Raw genomic sequence first — 17,295 nt, forward strand, 5'->3', positions numbered from 1 at the left:
GTTTGCAATGCCGATTCCGGACGCGCCGGCGCCCCGCTTGCTAAAATAGCCGCTTTCCGTCCTCGCGCCCGCCCTCCGGCGGCCCGCCGGACCTCATCATCATTCCCCGGCCTCCTTCATGACCGCACGTCGCATCCTCGTCACATCCGCCCTGCCGTACGCCAACGGCCAGATCCACATCGGCCATCTGGTGGAATACATCCAGACCGACATCTGGGTCCGGTTCCAGCGCATGATGGGCAACGAGGTCTATTACGTGGGCGCCGACGACACCCATGGCACGCCGGTCATGCTGCGCGCCGAGAAGGAAGGCATCAGCCCGAAACAGCTGATCGACCGCGTCTGGACCGAGCACAAGCGCGATTTCGACAGCTTCCTGGTCTCTTTCGACAACTACTACAGCACCGACGCCGAGGAAAACCGCCAGCTCTGCGAGAAGATCTACCTGGCCCTGAAGGCCGAGGACCTGATCGCCGAGCGCGAGGTGGAGCAGTTCTACGACCCCGTCAAGAACATGTTCCTGCCGGACCGCTTCATCAAGGGCGAGTGCCCGAAGTGCGGCGCCAAGGACCAATATGGCGATTCATGTGAAGTATGCGGCACAACTTACGTGCCGACCGACCTGAAGAACCCGTATTCGGTGGTCTCCGGTGCCACGCCGGTGCGCAAGACGTCGACGCACTTCTTCTTCAAGCTGTCCGATCCGCGCTGCGAGAGCTTCCTGCGCGAGTGGGTGGCCGACCTGGCTCAGCCGGAAGCCGCCAACAAGATGCAGGAATGGCTGGGCGGCGAAGGCGAGGCCTCCACGCTGAGCGACTGGGACATCTCGCGTGACGCCCCGTACTTCGGCTTCGAGATCCCGGGTGCCCCGGGCAAGTACTTCTACGTCTGGCTGGACGCCCCGATCGGCTACTACGCCAGCTTCAAGAACCTGGCGGAAAAGAAGGGCATCGACTTCGACGCCTGGGTCGGCCCGCACTCCACCGCCGAGCAGTACCACTTCATCGGCAAGGACATCCTGTACTTCCACACGCTGTTCTGGCCGGCCATGCTGCGTTTCTCGGGCTACCGCACGCCGACCAACGTCTTCGCGCACGGCTTCCTGACGGTGGATGGCGCCAAGATGAGCAAGTCGCGCGGCACCTTCATCACCGCGCAGAGCTATATCGACACCGGCATGAACCCGGAATGGCTGCGCTACTACTTCGCGGCGAAGCTCAACGCGAGCATGGAAGACCTGGACCTGAACCTGGACGACTTCGTCGCCCGCGTGAACAGCGACCTGATCGGCAAGTACGTGAACATCGCCAGCCGTGCGGCGGGCTTCCTGGTCAAGCGCTTCGACGGCAAGGTCAACGAGGCCGCGCTCGGCAACCCGCTGCTGGTGCAGCTGCGCCAGGCCGCGCCGCAGCTCGCCGCCTTCTACGAGGGCCGCGAGTACAGCAAGGCACTGCGCCTGGTGATGGAGCTGACCGATGCCGTGAACGGCTTCGTGGACGCCAACAAGCCGTGGGAGCTGGCCAAGGACGAGGCGAAGCGCGATGCGCTGCACGCAGCCTGCTCGGTCTCGCTCGAAGCCTTCCGCCTGCTGACGGTCTACCTGAAGCCCGTGGTGCCGGCCATGGCCGCCGGCGTGGAGCGCTTCCTGAACATCGAGCCGCTGGACTGGCGCGCCATCGACAAGCAACTGTCGGCCGACCGTCCGGTGCAGCCGTACGCCCACCTGATGACCCGCGTCGACACCAAGCAGATCGAGGCGCTGGTGGCTGCCAACCGCGACTCGCTCCAGGCCACCGCCGCCCCGGCTGGCGCTGATGGTGCCCAAGGCGCCCCGGCCGGCATCGAGCCGATCGGCGACACCATCACGATCGATGATTTCGCGAAGATCGACCTGCGCGTGGCGAAGATCGTGGCGTGCGAGAAGGTGGAAGGCTCCAGCAAGCTGCTGCAACTGACGCTGGACGTGGGCGAAGGCAAGACCCGCAACGTGTTCTCGGGCATCCAGTCGGCCTACACGCCGGAGCAGCTGGTGGGCAAGCTGACCGTGATGGTGGCCAACCTGGCGCCGCGCAAGATGAAGTTCGGCATGTCCGAAGGCATGGTGCTGGCAGCCTCGGCGGCCGACGAGAAGGCCAATCCGGGCCTGTACATCCTGGAACCGCACAGCGGCGCGGTACCGGGCATGCGGATCGGCTAAGTTCGCCTACCGTGTGTTCGCTCCCCTCTTCCCAATGGAGAGGGGAGAAAAGACTTCATCCCCCCTGCCGCGACGGGTCGTCGCTGCGTGACGTGGTGGTCACCACGCCCTGGCTGTTGAAGTGGACGTTGAAGAACGCCCGGTCCGCGGGCGACTCCTGCCAGCGATAGCCCCACACCTCCTCCTGCTTCAGCGCGAACGCCTCCACCTTGGTCGGCTTGCCGAGCATGCGCCGGATGCCGTCCTGGCTCATGCCGGGGCGCACGCGCTGGAAGTTCTCGGCCGTCAGCACCTGTTCGATGGTGCGCACGGTGCCGTCCGGCGCGGTGGTCACCATCCACGTGGTCACGCCCTCGGGCCCGCGCGGGTACTCCAGCCGCTTGCCGCCATCGGCCTCCTCCCACACGATCTCGGGCTTGCCGGCCTGGCGGCGCACGTCATCCTCGGTCGATTTGCCGATCTCGATGCCCTTGAATAGCTGGCTGTCCGGCTTCACGCTGTTCCACGTGTCGCGGGCCACGTTGCCGGCCTTTTTCATCGCTTCGTCCACTTTCTGCTGGTCGCAGCCGACCAGCGCAAGCAAGGAGGCAATCAGTCCCATGGTGGCAAGGCGTCTGCGCGACGCGTAAGTGAAGGTCATGGTGGTTATCGCTTGATGGCTTCCACAGGGTCGCCGGCCGGCTCGCTGGCCGACGCGGTGCCAGCGTCGGCAGCCGTGGACCGGCGCGGTGGGTCGGCGGCAAACAGGCTACTCCAGTTATTGAAGCGGCGGTTGAACAGCACCGACAGCCCGTTGATCGACCCGCCCTTGGCAATCAGCGACCAGCGGCGCGAGAACGCCCAGGTCAGCTTCACCACGTTCGACGCCGACGTCAGGCTCTGCTCGTAGCCCACGGAGATCTGCTCGGTCACGGCCTTGCCGACGCTGACCACCTGCTGGTCGTTCAGGCCCGCCGTGGACGGCCCGATCGAGAATTCGTCGATGCCGAGGTGCGAGACGATGCCCTTCCCCGCCCGGCCGCCGATCATGCCCAGCGCCGCGCCACCGAGCGCGCCGCCGCTCAACTGCCGCTGCTGGCCCGCCCCGGCGCTCTCCGCCCCGTAGCCGAACATCAGCCAAGACAGCTTGTCTTCCTCCGGCACATTCGGCTCCGACACCAGCCGCACGCGCGGAATCCGCACCGTGCCGGTAACCTCCACGCCCGCCTCCACCTCCTGGTTGCGGCGCATGGCGCGGATGTTGATGTTCGGATTGTCGATCGGCCCGTTGAAGTTGATGATGCCGCGCTCGATGTTGAGCTTGCGGCCGAACGCCTCGTACGTGCCATCCACCACGCGCACCGTTCCCGTGGCGCGCATCGGCGCCAGCGGCTCGCTCCTCACGCCGAGCTGGCCCGCGAGCTTGATGTCCGCGCCGGCGCCCCGGAAGCGGAAGTCGTCGCCGAGATCCACGGTGATGTCGATCAGCGGGCTGAAGCGGCTTGCCGGCTGGGACTCGGGCACCACCGGCGTGGCGGCGGTCTTGAGTTCGCGCTGGTCGCTGCGGCGCACCACCACCACGTCGTCGCCGAGCACCGGCGCGCCGGACTTGGGCAGGTCGAACAGGCCACGATCGACGCGGAACTTGCCGCGTATCGCAATCTGTTTGTTCTCGTTGGCGATGCCGGCCTCGCCCGAGACGATCAGCGTGCGCTCGGGGCTGGCAAATAGCTGGAGCTTGTCGGCCACGATCTTGGCGGTGAGGTTCGGGTCGGTCTCGCCCAGCTTGACGTTGCCGGTAGCCACCAGCGTGCCGTCTCCGCCCCGGAATCGCACTTCCTTCATTTCCACCGTGTTCTGGTCGAGCACGATATGGACCACGCCGTCGGTCAGGCGGATACCCTGGTCATACAGCGTCACGGCGATCTCGCTGCCGTCCAGGGTGCCGGTCAGCAGCGGATTGCCGACCGTGCCGCCGAGCCGCATCGCGGCGGCCAGCTTGCCCTCGAACGCGTACTGCGGGCCGGTCAGGGATTCCAGCGACTTCAACCGGGGGATGTCCGCCGACACTGTGCCGGCCAGCGTCGAAGCCGGCCCCACGGTCAGCAGCCCCTGCTCCTGCACCAGCCCTGCCGACGCATCGACGTCGATCTTGCCGATCCGTGCCGCCGTGGTGCCGCCGCGCAACGTGACCCGGTTGCCAACGAACTCGGCGCGCAGCGCGGTCTCGCCCAGCCCCAGCGTGGTCCAGCCCCGCCCGGCGCTGATCGAGGCGTCGCCACTGCGCCGGCGGATCTCGGCAAACCCGGTCGCCGTCTCGGCCAGGTTCAGGTTCCAGCGGCCGTCCAGCACGAGGTCCGAGCGCAGCGGCGGCGGCTCCCCGGTCAGCGTTTGCATCAGTTTCAAGATATTGGCCACCTCGACCCCATCGAGATTGCCCTGCGTGCGGATGCGGCCATGGTCGAACTCGAATCCGTCGATGTTGGCCGTGGCGCGCTCGAACAACAGCCGCGCCTGCCCGAGCCGGATGTGCTGGTCCGCCACCAGCAGCTGCGTCGGCGCCGCCAGCCGCACGATGGTCGTGCCGCGCAAGTCGAGCGTGCGGATGGTGCCGTTCCAGCCCTTGTCACCTTGCCACGCGCCCTGGCCAGCCAGCGTCAGCTGCATCGGCTGGCGGTTCACCGTGCCGGCCGCCTTGGCGTCGAAGGTGTGATTGCCCTGCGTGCCGCTCAGGTTGGCATCGAGCGTATGGACGGTGGCCTGCGGCCCCTGATAGTCGCGCGCGGCGAGTTGCACGGACACGGTGCCGTCCAGGCCGCCGCGCAGTTCGGCATGCCCGCTGGCGCTGGCCACCTTGTGCGGGCCGATCACCAGCGCCTGCGCGCTGTAGTCGCCCACCACCTCGGGACGCTTGAGCGTGCCGGTGACCTCGGCGTCCAGCTTGGCGCGCCCGGCCACGCCGAACTTGAGGCGCTCCAGTTGCGGGGCATCGACATTGACCTTGAGCCGGTCGCCGCGCGCGCCGAAACTGCCGCGCAGGTTGACCTGATTGCCGGCCATCAGCAGGGACGCCTCGCTGGGCAGCAGCCGCTCGCCCTCAAGCCGGATCTTGCCGGTGCCGGTCATCGGCAGCCCGGCGTACTCGCTCTCGTGCAGACCGAAATCGAGCGCCACCCTGAGCACCTTGGCCAGCGAGCCCGTGGTCGAGAAATCGGCATTGATGCGGCCCGGCGCCACCTTGGCCAGCCGCGCCGGATCGAAATTGGCCAGCTTGCCCTTGAAGCTGAACGGCTGGGTGTCCTTGAGGCCGAGCTTGCCCTCGGCGGTCAGCGTGCCGGCGCCCAGCCCGGCGCGCAGCGCGGACAGCGTCACGGCGTCTTCGTCCACGCGCGCATCGGCAAACAGCTTCAGTTCGCCGCCGGCCAGGTCCAGCGCCACGCTCTGGCGGCCCGGCTCCAGCCGCAGGATCACCGGCCCGGAGAGATTGGTCGGCACCAGCGTTGTATACAGATCGGCCGCGTTGAGCCGGTGCACGTCGAGGTCGAAGCCGCCGCGTCCGTCGTGCAGCGCACCCTGCCCGACGATCTCGGCCTTGCCCGGCAGCGCGATGCGCAGGTCGCGCAGCGTCTGGGCCATCTCGCTGACCTCCACGCGCGCCCGCACGCTGTGCACCGGCAGCCGTTCCTTGTCGATGGGGCCGGGATCGAGGTTGCGCACGGTGACCTCGCCAGCCACGGCCAGCGGGTTGCGCGTGCGCGGCGCCGGCTGTGGCACCGGCGCGGAGGCCGATGCCGCCGAAGCCGCCGCCACCGCACTCGCCGTGGACTGCCCCGGCGCCGGCTGGGCGATCTGCGGCGGCGGTGCCACCGCTTCCACGGGGCGCAGCTCGGCATGCACGGTCAGGTTGGCCTGCGGCGCCGTGGGGCTGAACAGGCGCGGGTTGATCCGGTCCCCATCGATCAGCAGGTGGGTGAACGGCACCTTGCCGAACGGCGTCACGTCGATGCCGGCCCGCGCGCGGATGCGGTCGCCGGTGGCTTCCGCCTCGGCGCGCAGGGCGTCCAGCGCGCCGTTGGCCGTGGCCGATACGGCGAACGATTCGTCCTGCCAATGGCCCTCCAGCAGCGCCTCGGCGGAGAGCGCGAACGGCGCCTGCCCGGCAATCTGTGCGTTGGCCTGCAGCTTGCCGTACGGCGTGACGAGCTTGTCCACCACCACGCGGTGACGCATGCCATCGGAATGGAGCGCGCCGGCAAGATCGGAAAACACCTGCGGCGTGGCCGTTGCGGGCGGGCCCTGCAGCAGCGACAGTTCGGCAATCGTCAGCGTGTCGACGTCGATGGCCAGCGGCAACTCCAGCGACTTGGGCATCTGCGCCGGCCCGGTGTCCGGCGTGGGCGCGGACGGCGGCAGGCGCACGTCGATCTTGCCCAGGCGCAGCCATTCCACATGCAGGCGCGCCGGCGACCACGTCGCACTCCAGCGGCTATCGATCTTGTCGATGCTGACGCGCGTGTCGCCGCTGGCGTAGACCACATCGCGCAGCCGCAGGCCGCTGACGACCGTGCCGCCCTCGAACGCGCCGGCCAGCATGCCGGCGGAGAAGCGCGTGGCCAGCGTCCAGAGCTGGCGCGTGCCGGCCTCGGTGCGCAGCGCCACCACGGCGGTGGCGATGGCGGCGATCAGCAGCGCCAGCAGTACGGCCAGCGTCCAGCCGAGCACTCGCCAGACGCGGCGGCGTATTGGACGGGGGGGGCGCGGCGCGCGCGGTTCATCTTCATTGCGGCGGGGCACGGGTGGCATGTCCATATGCATCAGAACGCCACCCCAAGCGAGATATGCGGCCGGAACTGGTTCTGCTGGATGCCATAGGCGATGTCCAGCTGCACCGGGCCCACCGGACTGCGCCAGCGCGCGCCCACGCCCACGCCGTGATAGAGCTTCACGCCGTGCAGGTCGTTGGTGGCCGTGCCCATGTCCCAGAACGCCGCCACGCCCCATTCGGGCTTGAACCAGTACTGGTATTCCAGGCTGCCGGTGCCCAGGAAGCGCGCCGGCAGCACGCTGGCGCCGTTCGGCGTGCCGATCGACTGGTAGCTGTAGCCGCGGATGGAATCGGTACCGCCCGCGCGGAAGCGCAGCGAGGCCGGAATCAGCGCCGGATCGGCCGAGGTCATATTGGCACCCAGTTCCAGCCGGGCGATGAACAGGTCGCGGTTGCCCACTGGCACGTACTGGCGAATCCGGCCATACATGCGCAGGAAGGTGGCATCGCTCAGGATATTCTTGGCCGCCACCCCGATCTGCGTGCTGATGACGTTGCCCCGGCGCGGGAACACGGGGTTGTCCACGTCGCGGCGGGTCCAGGCGAAGGCCGGCACGAGCGCCTTCGAGATCTGCTCCGGCTGGCCGAACGGCACGAGGTTGTCGTAGTAGAAATCGAGCGACACGGTGGTGTCGTACTTCTCGCGCGAGCGCGAGCGCTTGAGGCCGGCGCGCCAGCTGGTCAGGTCGGTACTCTCGATGTCGATCGTGCGCTCGTAGCTGCTGTAGATGCTGTTGCGGTAGGTATGCGAGTCCGGCGGCATGGCCGCCTCGATAAAGCCGTACTGGCGCTTCTGCTCGATGCGCGCCTGGGTGTCGAGCACCCACGCGCGGTTGAACAGGTTGTAGTACGAGTAGCGGCCTTCCACCTGCGCGCCGGTATCGGTGGTGAAGCCGACACCGGAACTGACGCGGTGCGTCGGATATTCCCGCACGCGCACCTTCACGGGCGCCACCACGGTCTCGTCCTTCGCGGCGGCCTCGGCCGATTCGGCCGGCGTCGGCTCGGCCAGATCCACCTGCACATTGGAGAAGTACGGCTGGTTCTGGATCGCCCGCTGCAACTCCAGCAGCCGCTCTACGCGGTATGGCTCGCCCTCGCGGAGCGGGTTCACGTTGCGGACGATCTGTTCGGGATAGCGGCGCGTGCCCTCCACCTCGAGCGGCCCGAGCACGTAGGCCGGCCCGCTCTCGAAGCGCGCCGACAAATCGGCGGCATGCTCGTCCGGCTCCACCCGCGCGCGCGACGCCGTCTGCTTCGCGCCATAGTAGGTATGGCTTTGCAGGGCGACCAGCGCGTCTTCCTTGGCCTTGTCCCAGTCTGCCTGGCGGAACGGGTCGCCCACGGGCAGGCCCCACTTGGCGCGCATCTCGTTCACCTGCTGCGGGTTCTGCGTGGCGGCCGGGCCGGTCACCTCCAGGTCCACGCGCCGGATCAGCGTGCGCGCACCGGCGTCCACGCTGATATGGACCACGCGGCTGTCGCCCTCGCCGGTCACGGTGGCCTTGGTTTCGGGATCGAACCAGCCCTCAGTGGAGGCGAACTGGCGCACCTGCTCGCCCACGGTTTCCACCATGTAGGCGAACTGGTCTTCGGAAATGTCGGTGCGGGTGGTGTAGCGCGCGAGGTCGAGGTGTTCCTCGAGGATGTCCTTGAGGACCTTGGGGGCCTCGATCTCCACCTTGTAGGCGGCGCGGGCGGCCAGCGCCTCGGACGCCAGCAGCTGGATCAGCAGCCCGGCCAGCCCGAGCATCAGGGCCAGCCCTGCCCGGCGCAGGCGCGCGCGGCAACCGTCCCCGGCTTGGGGGGGCTGTGGGGGGCATTGCAACGCCCGGCTTGCGGCGCTCCTTGTGGCCACGTGACCCAAGTCGATCCTCATCCGTCCGTGTCGATCCGGCAAAGTCGCTATTTGACCACACCCGGCCCCGCGTCCGACGCCGGAATCGCGTCAAATTACACCGGAAACCGGCGCCCGGGGCCGCTTCCCGGTTCGCGCCCCGGACATCGTCCGCCGATTCCTCCTTGCCCGGTCGCCGATACGGTAAAATCGTGCCCCACTATTCCCCCACTCCGCCACCGGGCGGCGAGTTTCATCATGGCCATGTACGAATCGGAAATCACCCAGTTCATCAAGACGCTCAAGCAGGAACGTCCTGCCCTTGAAGCCGAGCAGCGCGAAGGCCGCGCCCTGCTGTGGGACAAGACCCCGATCGACCTCGAGGAACGCGCCCGCGCCAACGACTCGCGCGTGGCCCAGAAGCCGTATGTGTACTCGTCGGGCAACTAAGCCCGATTGAGCCCGATCCCGGCCCGCCCGATCCCGAACCCGACCTGACCCGGATGCATCCGAGCGAGAAAGACGCGCAGGAAAAGCTGACGCTGCCCGTGGAGCTGCCAACCGTGGCGCCCGCCGGCGGTGCGGCCTCGACCAGCCCCGGCGACATGGTCGACGGCATGGCCTTCGCGCGCCTGTACGGCGAGCCGCTGTTCAAGCTGCCGCAGGACCTCTACATCCCGCCCGACGCGCTCGAGATCTTCCTGGAAGCATTCGAAGGGCCGCTGGACCTCTTGCTGTACCTGATCCGCAGGCAGAACTTCAACGTGCTGGACATTCCGATGTCCCAGGTGACGCGTCAGTATCTTCTGTACATCGAGCAGATCCGCAAGACCAACCTCGAGCTGGCTGCCGAATACCTGCTGATGGCCGCGATGCTGATCGAGATCAAGTCGCGCATGCTGCTGCCGGTGAAGAAGGCCGACAGCGACGACGAAGCCGAGGATCCCCGCGCCGAACTGGTCCGCCGCCTGCTCGAATACGAGCAGATGAAGCTGGCCGCGCAGCGGCTGGACACCGTGCCGCAACTCGGCCGCGACTTCCTGCGCTCGCAGGTCTATATCGAGCAGAGCCTGTCGCCGCGTTTCCCGGACGTGGAAACGATTGACCTGCAGTCCGCCTGGGCTGACGTGCTCCGGCGCGCCAAGCTCAACCAGCATCACAAGATCTCGCGCGAGGAACTCTCCGTGCGCGAGCACATGAGCCAGATCCTGCGGCGTTTGCAGCACTCAAGGTTCATGGAGTTCACCGAACTGTTCGACGACGCCATCCGCTCCGGCAAGGGCGTGCCGGTGGTGGTGGTGAACTTCATCGCCATGCTGGAACTGTCGCGCGAGGCCCTCGTCGAGATCACGCAGGCCGAGCCGTTCGCACCAATTTATGTGCGATTGACGTACACGCCGACCTGATTCCCACGGGTCAAGCCGCCGAGGCGGCATTTCGAATGGCGCGGATGCTCTACAATCCGCCGACAACCGGCCATCCCCCGTTTCAGCGATTTCAAGAGCCGGTGCACCCCGGGCACGCACCCGGGCGCTCTCCTACCACGACAGCACACCACGTACATGAAAGTCATTTCCTCTATCCAAGAGCTGCGGGACCAGTTGCGCGGGCAGAATCGCGCGGCGTTTGTCCCCACCATGGGCAACCTGCATGAAGGCCACCTGTCGCTGATGCGCCTGGCCCGCCAGCATGGCGACCCGGTGGTGGCATCGATCTTCGTCAACCGGCTGCAGTTCGGCCCGAACGAGGACTTCGACAAGTACCCGCGCACGCTGCAGGACGACATCGAAAAGCTGCAGAGGGAAGGCGTCTACGTGCTGTTCGCGCCCACCGAGCGCGACATGTACCCGGAGCCGCAGGAATACCGCGTGGAGCCGCCGCACGACCTGGGCGACATCCTCGAAGGCGAGTTCCGCCCCGGCTTCTTCAAGGGCGTGTGCACGGTGGTGATGAAGCTGTTCTCGTGCGCCCAACCGCGCGTAGCCGTGTTCGGCAAGAAGGATTACCAGCAGCTGATGATCGTGCGCCGCATGGTCAAGCAGTTCGCGCTGCCCATCGACATCATCCCGGCGGAAACCATCCGCGCCGAGGACGGGCTCGCGCTGTCGTCGCGCAACCGCTACCTGACCGAGACCGAGCGCGCCGAAGCACCGACGCTCTATAAGTCTCTCCATGAAGTGCGCGATACGGTACTCGCGGGCGACAAGGTCGACCTGCTCCAGGTGGAAGCCGATGCCGTCACCAAGCTGGCCGCGCGCGGCTGGAAGCCCGACTACGTGTCCATCCGCAAACGCGAAAACCTGCAAGCCCCCACCCGCGAGGAATTCGCCGCCGGCGAACCGCTGGTCGTGCTGACCGCCGCCAAACTGGGCGCGACGCGGTTGATCGATAACCTCGAGATTTGAGGTTTCAGCTTCTTGCTGCAAGAGAGCCCGCCATTGCGCGGGCTTTTTTTCGGCCCATCGGTAATGCATTTGCATTGCTCGTGTAATGCAAATGCATTACCATGACGGCATTGTGTTGAGGAGTTCCACCATGCCGCTCGTGTACCACGCGCCCGAGGAGGCCGTTGTCGAGGCGGAATCGTCGCTGACCGACCGATTCCAGACCACCGTGCCCGACGTCATCCGGCGCGCGTTGAAACTTGAGCGCCGCGACAAGATCCGTTACGTGGTGCGGCCAAGTGGCGAAGTCGTCATGCAGCGAGCAACGGGCGCGACGGTATCCCATGACCCGGCACTCGCCCCCTTCCTGGACCTGCTGGAGCGCGACATCGCCCAGCATCCGGAACGCCTGCGTGCGCTGAGCGTGGATCTGCTGGCCCGGATCGACGAACTCACGCGTCAAATCGAGATCGACCTCGACGCCCCGCTGCCGGACGAAGACTGATGGCAGAGCCGCAAACCGAGACCCCGGTCGTCAACGGGTGGCGGTTGTACGCCCATCCGTTGTTCATCGATCAACTGACGTCGCTGACCATCACCGTCGAGGGGCTGGCAAGAAAAGATCCGGAAGGCTATCGGCAGAAGAACGCCGCGAAGCGGCTCAGGGCGATCTTCGAGTTGATGATGAACAGGATTCCGTCCGACCCGTCGAACGCCGAATACCGGCTCGGGGGGACGCTGGGCGACACGCACAAGCACTGGTGCCGCGCGCGGTTCTTCCAGCAGTACCGGCTGTTCTACCGCTTCAACGCGCAGCAGAAGGTCATCGTGTTTGGCTGGGTCAACGACGAGACCACCAAGCGCGCCTACGAAAGCAAGACCGATGCGTACCGCGTGTTCGCGAAGATGCTGGCGAACGGCAATCCGCCCGACGACTGGGACAGCCTGCTGGCCGCGGCGCAACTGGCCGAGCGAGAGCTTGCTGGCCTCGTCACGCCGCTGCGCAGTGTCTCGATGAACTAACCCCCCGCTCACCCCGCCCGCAGCATCCTCTCCCGTTCCCGCGCCAGATGGCGGCGGTGGCCGCTGCGGCGTTTCCACCAGATCAGCACGCCGGTGATGGCGAAGATCAGGGGGATCAGGCCGAAGGCGGTGATGAAGGCGCGGCCCGGGGTGCCGAAGGCTTCGCCGGAGTGCAGCGGGTACAGCCAGGTGATGAGGGTGTCGCCGGACGGCGTTTCCGCAGCCAGCGGGTCGCGGGCGCCGAGGCGCTGGCCCGTGTAAGCGTCCAGCCAGAGGCGCGTGGAGCCGCTGTCGTTACGGACTTCGCCGGGCTGGCGCACGCGCATCTCATAGGAATCGCCCGGCTTGCGGGGCAGGCCGATGCGCGTGACCAGCGCGTTCGGATACTCGCGCTGGGCGGCCGTCATGGCCTGGGCCGGGGTGATCGCGTGCACGCCAGCCGGCGGCGTGGCCGACTGCGGCTTGTCGTTGGGGCTCACCGTCATCACGCTACTGATGATCGGCGTGACCCACTTCGGCAAATTCAGGTACCAGCCCGAGAACGCGATGGTGGCCAGCACCGGCGCCATGAAGATGCCGCCCGCCCGGTGCAGCGTGTAGGTGAAGCGCGACCACGAGCCGCCGTGCGCAATGCGCACCGACTGCTTCAGCCCGCGCGCCGTCAGCTTCGGCAGCCACAGCACGATCCCCACCAGCACCAGGATCAGCAGCATCATGCCGCCCACGCCGGTGATGGTCTTGCCGGTCTCGCCGCTCAGCAGGTAGCGATGCAGGTGGAACAGCGTCGGCATCAGTTGCTGGCGCGACAGCCCCGGAATGCCCCAGAACCGCTCACCCTTCACGGTCAGCGTGATCGGATCGATCATCACCTGCCGGGAGCGCCCCAGCCCGGCCTCGGGCCCCTTGAGCGGGTAATAGGCGGTGAACACGCCGTGCTCGTGCGTGGGCAGCATCAGCAGGTTCGGCTTGCCGTACTGCGGGTCGGCCATCAGCTTGGCGGTCACCGTCTCCACCGTGGCCGCACCCACCGGAATCCGCGCCGACGAGGACGCCACGAGCAGGTCCGGGTTGAGCCAGGTGTCCAGTTCCTCGCGCCACGCAATCATGGTGCCGGTCAGGCCCATCAGCACGAACAACAGGCCGAAAGTCAGGCCGATATAGAGATGGAGCTTGAGGAAGACGGTACGAAGACGGCCGGAGACCATGGTGTCAGGGGCGGATTGGGGATTGTAGAGTGCCGCATCAGTCACTAAATAACGTGCCGATTCACCACACCAGAGGCGATCGCTCGGCATCTGTGGGGCAGCCCGCAAATGCAAATGCGAAGAATTCGCGATTCTAACAGTGGCACGTTAAGATCGGTGGTCGTGCGGTGGCGTTGCCGTCGTGCGCCGCCCACACCTGCCCCGCCATGTCCGATATCGAACTCACCCCCGCCACGGCCGCTGACGCGGACCTGCTGGCCGCGCTGCACACTGACAGCTGGCGCCGCGCCTATGGCGACCTGATTCCCACCGAATACCTCGAAGACCACGCCCCGGCCGAGCGCCTCGCCACCTGGCGCGCACGCATGCTGGAGGACGCCGAGGCGCCGCTGATCGTCACCATCCTGCGCGTGGACGGCAAGCCGGCCGGCTTCAGTTGCCTGATGCCGCTGGCCGAACCGGGCTACGGCATCTACCTCGACAACCTCCATGTGATGGCCGATTACCAGGGCTTCGGCCTCGGCAAGCGGCTAATGACGCACTGCGCCGCGCGCGTGGCCTACGAATGGCCCGGCAAGCCCCTGTTTCTCTATGTGCTGGATGGCAACGCCCAGGCGCGGGCGTTCTACCAGGCGCTGGGCGGCGAGGAATCGGCGAGTTTCGACGACCCGTTCCCCGGCACCGACCTGATGGTGCCGATCCGCCGGGTGACGTGGGTCGATGTGGACGCGCTGTTGCGGCGGCTGACCGGGAGTTCAGGTGGCTGAAGGGGAAGGCGCGGCAGGCTGCATCGCCGAACCCCCATCGAGCCAGTGCAAAATCGGCTGCCACTGCTCCCAATCCCGCGCCACGCGTGACGGCGCCACGTCCCACAGCGTCAGCCCGTGCGCGGCCAGTTGCACGTAGTTCTGCGTATCGCGCAGGTAGCCGAGCACCGGCAAGCCAAGACCTTCGACAAATCGTTGCAATTGCTCGGCCGCGCGCGTGCGCATGTCCACGCGCATGCCGATCACGCCGACGGCTACCTCGCCGTGGCGCACGCGCTTTTCATCGGCCAGCTTGGTGAGGAAGTCCTGGGTGGCGAGGATGTCGAACATCGACGGCTGCAGCGGCACCACCACGCGGTGCGCCAGCTTCATGACATCGCCGAAGCGCCAGCCGTGCAGGCCGGCCGGGGTGTCCAGCACCACGTGGGTGGTGCCCTTGGGTGGCCGGGCGATGTGATCGCCATTGATTTCCCAGGTGCGGATGGGCGGCGCGGCGGCCGGACGCAGCCCCAGCCAGGCGCGCGAGGACTGCTGGCGATCCGTGTCGCCCAGCATCACGGCATGGCCGTGGCGGGCGAAATAGCCCGCCAGATTGGTGGCCAGCGTGGTCTTGCCCACGCCGCCCTTGGGATTCGCGATCACGACTACCGGCATGAAAAGCTCCAGGAACCGATGGCTGCGATAGTCTACCGGCTCGGCGCCCCGGACTGAACGGTCAGGACTGCCTGGAAAGCGGTCCGAGCAACGCAGCCAGGTCGAGATGGGCGGCCATGGTGTCCGCCAGCCGGTCGATCGATGCCTCCCGCAGCGCGTCGAGGTCCACCCCCTCCGCGTGCCGCAAACCGGCCCAGCGCAACAGCGCGCCGCACGCGGCGGGGTCGTCGAACAGGCCGTGGACGTAGGTCGCCAGCACCTGATCGTCGTCCGAACGGGCGCCATCGGGCCGCCCGGCCCCATCGCCCGAAATGTTGTCTTCCAGCCACAAAGCGGGCCGATCCAGCGCCGGCCCCTCGGTCACGCCGAGGTGGATCTCGTAGCCGCGTACCGGCGCCGCGTCATCGCCCGCCAGCCGGCCGCCGACCTGCCGCAACTGCTTTTCCGGGGCCAGCGTGGTGTCGAAGTCGAGCCAGCCGAGGCCATCGCTGCTGCCGGCGGGGCCTTCGCGGCCATCCGGGTCATGAATCCGCCGGCCCAGCATCTGCATGCCGCCGCAGATGCCGATCAGTTTGCCGCCATAGCGCAGATGCCGCGCCAGCGCGTGGTCCCAGCCGTTGGCGCGCAGGAAGGCCAGGTCCGCGCGCACGCTCTTGCTGCCGGGCAGGATCACGAGGTCCGCCGGCGGCACCGGCATGCCCGGGCCGATGAAACGCAGGTCCACGCCGGGATGGGCGCGCAGGGCGTCGAAATCCGTATGGTTCGAGATGCGCGGCAGCACCGGCACGATCACGCGCAGCACGTCGTCGCCATCCCGGGCGGGCTGGGCGTCGATGATCGCGTCCTCGGCATCGAGGTGCAGCCCGTGCAGGTAAGGCAGCACGCCGAACACCGGCTTGCCGGTGCGCGCGGTGAGCCAGTCGAGCCCCGGCTCCAGCAGGCGGATATCCCCCCGGAAGCGGTTGATGATGAAACCGGTCACGCGCGCGCGCTCGGTCTCGGACAGGCAATCGAGCGTACCCACCAGATGGGCAAACACGCCGCCCCGGTCGATATCGGCCACCAGCACCACCGGGCAGTCCACCCGCTCGGCAAACCCCATGTTCGCGATGTCGCGGTCGCGCAGGTTGATTTCGGCGGGGCTGCCGGCGCCCTCCACCAGCACCACTTCGTACGCCTGTTTCAGGCGGTCGTGACTCTCCAGCACGGCGGCCATCGCCTGCGGCTTGTAGGCGTGATAGGCGCGGGCGTCCAGATCCATGCGCGCGCGGCCGTGGATGATGACCTGCGCGCCGATGTCGCTGCTCGGCTTGAGCAGCACCGGGTTCATGTCCGTATGGGGGGCGAGCCCCGCCGCCTGCGCCTGCAACGCCTGCGCGCGGCCGATCTCGCCGCCATCGACGGTCACCGCGCTGTTCAGCGCCATGTTCTGCGGCTTGAACGGCACCACCGCCACGCCGGCGCGCGCCAGCACGCGGCACAGGCCGGCGACGATGGTGCTCTTGCCTGCATCGGAGGTGGTGCCCTGGACCATCAGGGTGCCGCGCAGGGCACGCCCGCCGGCCAGCGGCGCAGCGCTGGAAATAGTTTTCGATTGCATGGCGCGATTATCGCAGCGTCGTTGCCCGGCCGGTGCGCCACGCGCGGTGGCCCTGCAAGTTCCATGCGTGCGGGCACCGCATGCCGCCGCTACAATACGCCGGATGGAAACCAAGGCCATCGCCAAGTCACTCGGCATCACCGGACCCGCCGACCCCGCGTCGGCCGGCGCCGCCGTTGCCAGCACGCCCGAGACGGAGACCGCGCCGCAGCCGCAGGCCGGTACGGCGGTCCCGCGCATGCTCACGCTGGTGCTGGGCGGGGCGCGCTCGGGCAAGAGCCATTTCGCCGAACAGCTCGCCACGGACCACGCCACGCTGACGTGCGGCCCGGTGACCTACATCGCCACCGCGCGCCATGACGCCGAGCCGGCCGACGAGGAAATGGAGCTGCGCATCGCGCTGCACCGCGCCCGCCGCCCGGCCGACTGGGCGCTGGTGGAGGAGCCGGTACACCTAGCCGACGCCCTTTACGCGCACGCGCGCCATGACGGCTGCATCCTCGTCGATTGCGTCACGCTCTGGCTCAACAACCTGATCTTCGACGAGAACCGCGCCTACCCCGAGTACGGCGTGATTACCCCGCCGCCCGCCTTCACCGAGGAAATCGACGCGCTGCTCACCGCGCTGCCGATGCTGCCGGGCCACGTGATCCTGGTCTCCAACGAGATCGGCTTCGGCGTGGTGCCCACGGGCGCCATCACCCGTTTCTACGTGGACGAACTGGGCCGCCTGAACCAGAAGCTGGCCGCCGCCGCAGACCGCGTGCGCCTGCTCGTGGCCGGCATTCCGGTTGCGGTCAAGGGCGCCGACCCCGCGTGATCTT

14 protein-coding genes are annotated in these 17,295 nt (G+C 67.6%); 8 read left to right on the forward strand and 6 right to left on the reverse strand.

The genetic code is table 11. From position 1 onward, the window contains the following. Positions 1-118: 118 nt before the first annotated feature. Complete coding sequence (metG, locus tag BM115_RS03780) at positions 119-2,197, forward strand: methionine--tRNA ligase (RefSeq protein ID WP_092290697.1); 2,079 nt, start codon at positions 119-121, stop codon at positions 2,195-2,197. Positions 2,198-2,252: 55 nt separating this feature from the next. Here metG and bamE read toward each other — a convergent pair whose 3' ends face one another. From bamE to BM115_RS03795, 3 genes are read right to left on the reverse strand one after another with little or no spacing between them, the layout of a single operon-like run. Continuing rightward, the gene (gene bamE, locus BM115_RS03785) at positions 2,253-2,798 is read right to left on the reverse strand and encodes an outer membrane protein assembly factor BamE domain-containing protein (protein ID WP_092290907.1); all 546 of its coding nucleotides are present in this window, start codon (positions 2,796-2,798) and stop codon (positions 2,253-2,255) included. A gap of 44 nt (positions 2,799-2,842) precedes the next feature. Beyond that, positions 2,843-6,991 (reverse strand): translocation/assembly module TamB domain-containing protein, encoded by a 4,149-nt coding sequence (locus BM115_RS03790; RefSeq protein ID WP_369823369.1) that lies wholly within the window; start codon positions 6,989-6,991, stop codon positions 2,843-2,845. Continuing rightward, positions 6,991-8,754, reverse strand: coding sequence for an autotransporter assembly complex protein TamA (locus tag BM115_RS03795; RefSeq protein WP_092290699.1), 1,764 nt, complete (start codon positions 8,752-8,754; stop codon positions 6,991-6,993). The genes BM115_RS03790 and BM115_RS03795 overlap by 1 nt, the downstream gene beginning before the upstream one ends. A gap of 342 nt (positions 8,755-9,096) precedes the next feature. Here BM115_RS03795 and BM115_RS03800 point away from each other — a divergent pair, with 342 nt between their 5' ends. The 5 genes from BM115_RS03800 (at position 9,097) to BM115_RS03820 (ending at position 12,245) form a co-directional block, all read left to right on the forward strand. Then, complete coding sequence (locus tag BM115_RS03800; RefSeq protein ID WP_092290701.1) at positions 9,097-9,288, forward strand: DUF3460 family protein; 192 nt, start codon at positions 9,097-9,099, stop codon at positions 9,286-9,288. A 53-nt stretch (positions 9,289-9,341) separates the two neighbouring features. After that, positions 9,342-10,244, forward strand: a complete 903-nt coding sequence (locus BM115_RS03805) for a segregation and condensation protein A (RefSeq protein WP_092290703.1) — start codon at positions 9,342-9,344, stop codon at positions 10,242-10,244. A gap of 156 nt (positions 10,245-10,400) precedes the next feature. Next, positions 10,401-11,243, forward strand: a complete 843-nt coding sequence (gene panC, locus BM115_RS03810) for a pantoate--beta-alanine ligase (protein WP_092290705.1) — start codon at positions 10,401-10,403, stop codon at positions 11,241-11,243. Positions 11,244-11,373: 130 nt separating this feature from the next. After that, the gene (locus BM115_RS03815) at positions 11,374-11,727 is read left to right on the forward strand and encodes a type II toxin-antitoxin system PrlF family antitoxin (RefSeq protein WP_092290707.1); all 354 of its coding nucleotides are present in this window, start codon (positions 11,374-11,376) and stop codon (positions 11,725-11,727) included. Next, positions 11,727-12,245: a type II toxin-antitoxin system YhaV family toxin gene (locus BM115_RS03820; RefSeq protein ID WP_092290709.1), complete on the forward strand. Its 519-nt coding sequence runs from the start codon at positions 11,727-11,729 to the stop codon at positions 12,243-12,245. Before BM115_RS03815 ends, BM115_RS03820 begins: the two co-directional genes overlap by 1 nt. An 8-nt stretch (positions 12,246-12,253) precedes the next feature. Here BM115_RS03820 and BM115_RS03825 read toward each other — a convergent pair whose 3' ends face one another. Beyond that, entirely contained in the window at positions 12,254-13,450 is a 1,197-nt protein-coding gene (locus tag BM115_RS03825; protein WP_092290711.1) for a PepSY-associated TM helix domain-containing protein, read from the reverse strand. Between the two features lie 206 nt (positions 13,451-13,656). Between BM115_RS03825 and BM115_RS03830 the strand changes: the two genes are divergently transcribed. Beyond that, positions 13,657-14,217, forward strand: coding sequence for a GNAT family N-acetyltransferase (locus BM115_RS03830; protein WP_092290713.1), 561 nt, complete (start codon positions 13,657-13,659; stop codon positions 14,215-14,217). Here the strand turns inward: BM115_RS03830 and BM115_RS03835 are convergent. Beyond that, the gene (locus BM115_RS03835) at positions 14,206-14,871 is read right to left on the reverse strand and encodes a ParA family protein (RefSeq protein WP_092290715.1); all 666 of its coding nucleotides are present in this window, start codon (positions 14,869-14,871) and stop codon (positions 14,206-14,208) included. The genes BM115_RS03830 and BM115_RS03835 overlap by 12 nt on opposite strands. 61 nt (positions 14,872-14,932) lie before the next feature. After that, the gene (locus tag BM115_RS03840; RefSeq protein ID WP_092290911.1) at positions 14,933-16,405 is read right to left on the reverse strand and encodes a cobyric acid synthase; all 1,473 of its coding nucleotides are present in this window, start codon (positions 16,403-16,405) and stop codon (positions 14,933-14,935) included. A 169-nt stretch (positions 16,406-16,574) separates the two neighbouring features. Here BM115_RS03840 and cobU point away from each other — a divergent pair, with 169 nt between their 5' ends. Next, a complete protein-coding gene (gene cobU, locus BM115_RS03845) occupies positions 16,575-17,291 on the forward strand; it encodes a bifunctional adenosylcobinamide kinase/adenosylcobinamide-phosphate guanylyltransferase (protein ID WP_092290717.1) in 717 nt (238 codons plus the stop codon). Positions 17,292-17,295: the final 4 nt, after the last annotated feature.

The organism is Cupriavidus sp. OV096, from assembly GCF_900115455.1.
Lineage (GTDB): Bacteria > Pseudomonadota > Gammaproteobacteria > Burkholderiales > Burkholderiaceae > Cupriavidus.

What these genes read in the sequence shown, in the direction of transcription:
- BM115_RS03815 (WP_092290707.1), top strand. Translation starts at nt 11,374, where the DNA reads ATGCCGCTCGTGTACCACGCGCCCGAGGAGGCCGTTGTCGAGGCGGAA.
- BM115_RS03805 (WP_092290703.1), top strand. Translation starts at nt 9,342, where the DNA reads ATGCATCCGAGCGAGAAAGACGCGCAGGAAAAGCTGACGCTGCCCGTG.
- metG (WP_092290697.1), top strand. Translation starts at nt 119, where the DNA reads ATGACCGCACGTCGCATCCTCGTCACATCCGCCCTGCCGTACGCCAAC.
- BM115_RS03800 (WP_092290701.1), top strand. Translation starts at nt 9,097, where the DNA reads ATGGCCATGTACGAATCGGAAATCACCCAGTTCATCAAGACGCTCAAG.
- bamE (WP_092290907.1), bottom strand. Translation starts at nt 2,798, where the DNA reads ATGGGACTGATTGCCTCCTTGCTTGCGCTGGTCGGCTGCGACCAGCAG.
- BM115_RS03825 (WP_092290711.1), bottom strand. Translation starts at nt 13,450, where the DNA reads ATGGTCTCCGGCCGTCTTCGTACCGTCTTCCTCAAGCTCCATCTCTAT.
- BM115_RS03790 (WP_369823369.1), bottom strand. Translation starts at nt 6,991, where the DNA reads ATGCATATGGACATGCCACCCGTGCCCCGCCGCAATGAAGATGAACCG.
- BM115_RS03820 (WP_092290709.1), top strand. Translation starts at nt 11,727, where the DNA reads ATGGCAGAGCCGCAAACCGAGACCCCGGTCGTCAACGGGTGGCGGTTG.
- panC (WP_092290705.1), top strand. Translation starts at nt 10,401, where the DNA reads ATGAAAGTCATTTCCTCTATCCAAGAGCTGCGGGACCAGTTGCGCGGG.
- BM115_RS03795 (WP_092290699.1), bottom strand. Translation starts at nt 8,754, where the DNA reads ATGCTCGGGCTGGCCGGGCTGCTGATCCAGCTGCTGGCGTCCGAGGCG.
- cobU (WP_092290717.1), top strand. Translation starts at nt 16,575, where the DNA reads ATGGAAACCAAGGCCATCGCCAAGTCACTCGGCATCACCGGACCCGCC.
- BM115_RS03840 (WP_092290911.1), bottom strand. Translation starts at nt 16,405, where the DNA reads ATGGTCCAGGGCACCACCTCCGATGCAGGCAAGAGCACCATCGTCGCC.
- BM115_RS03830 (WP_092290713.1), top strand. Translation starts at nt 13,657, where the DNA reads ATGTCCGATATCGAACTCACCCCCGCCACGGCCGCTGACGCGGACCTG.
- BM115_RS03835 (WP_092290715.1), bottom strand. Translation starts at nt 14,871, where the DNA reads ATGCCGGTAGTCGTGATCGCGAATCCCAAGGGCGGCGTGGGCAAGACC.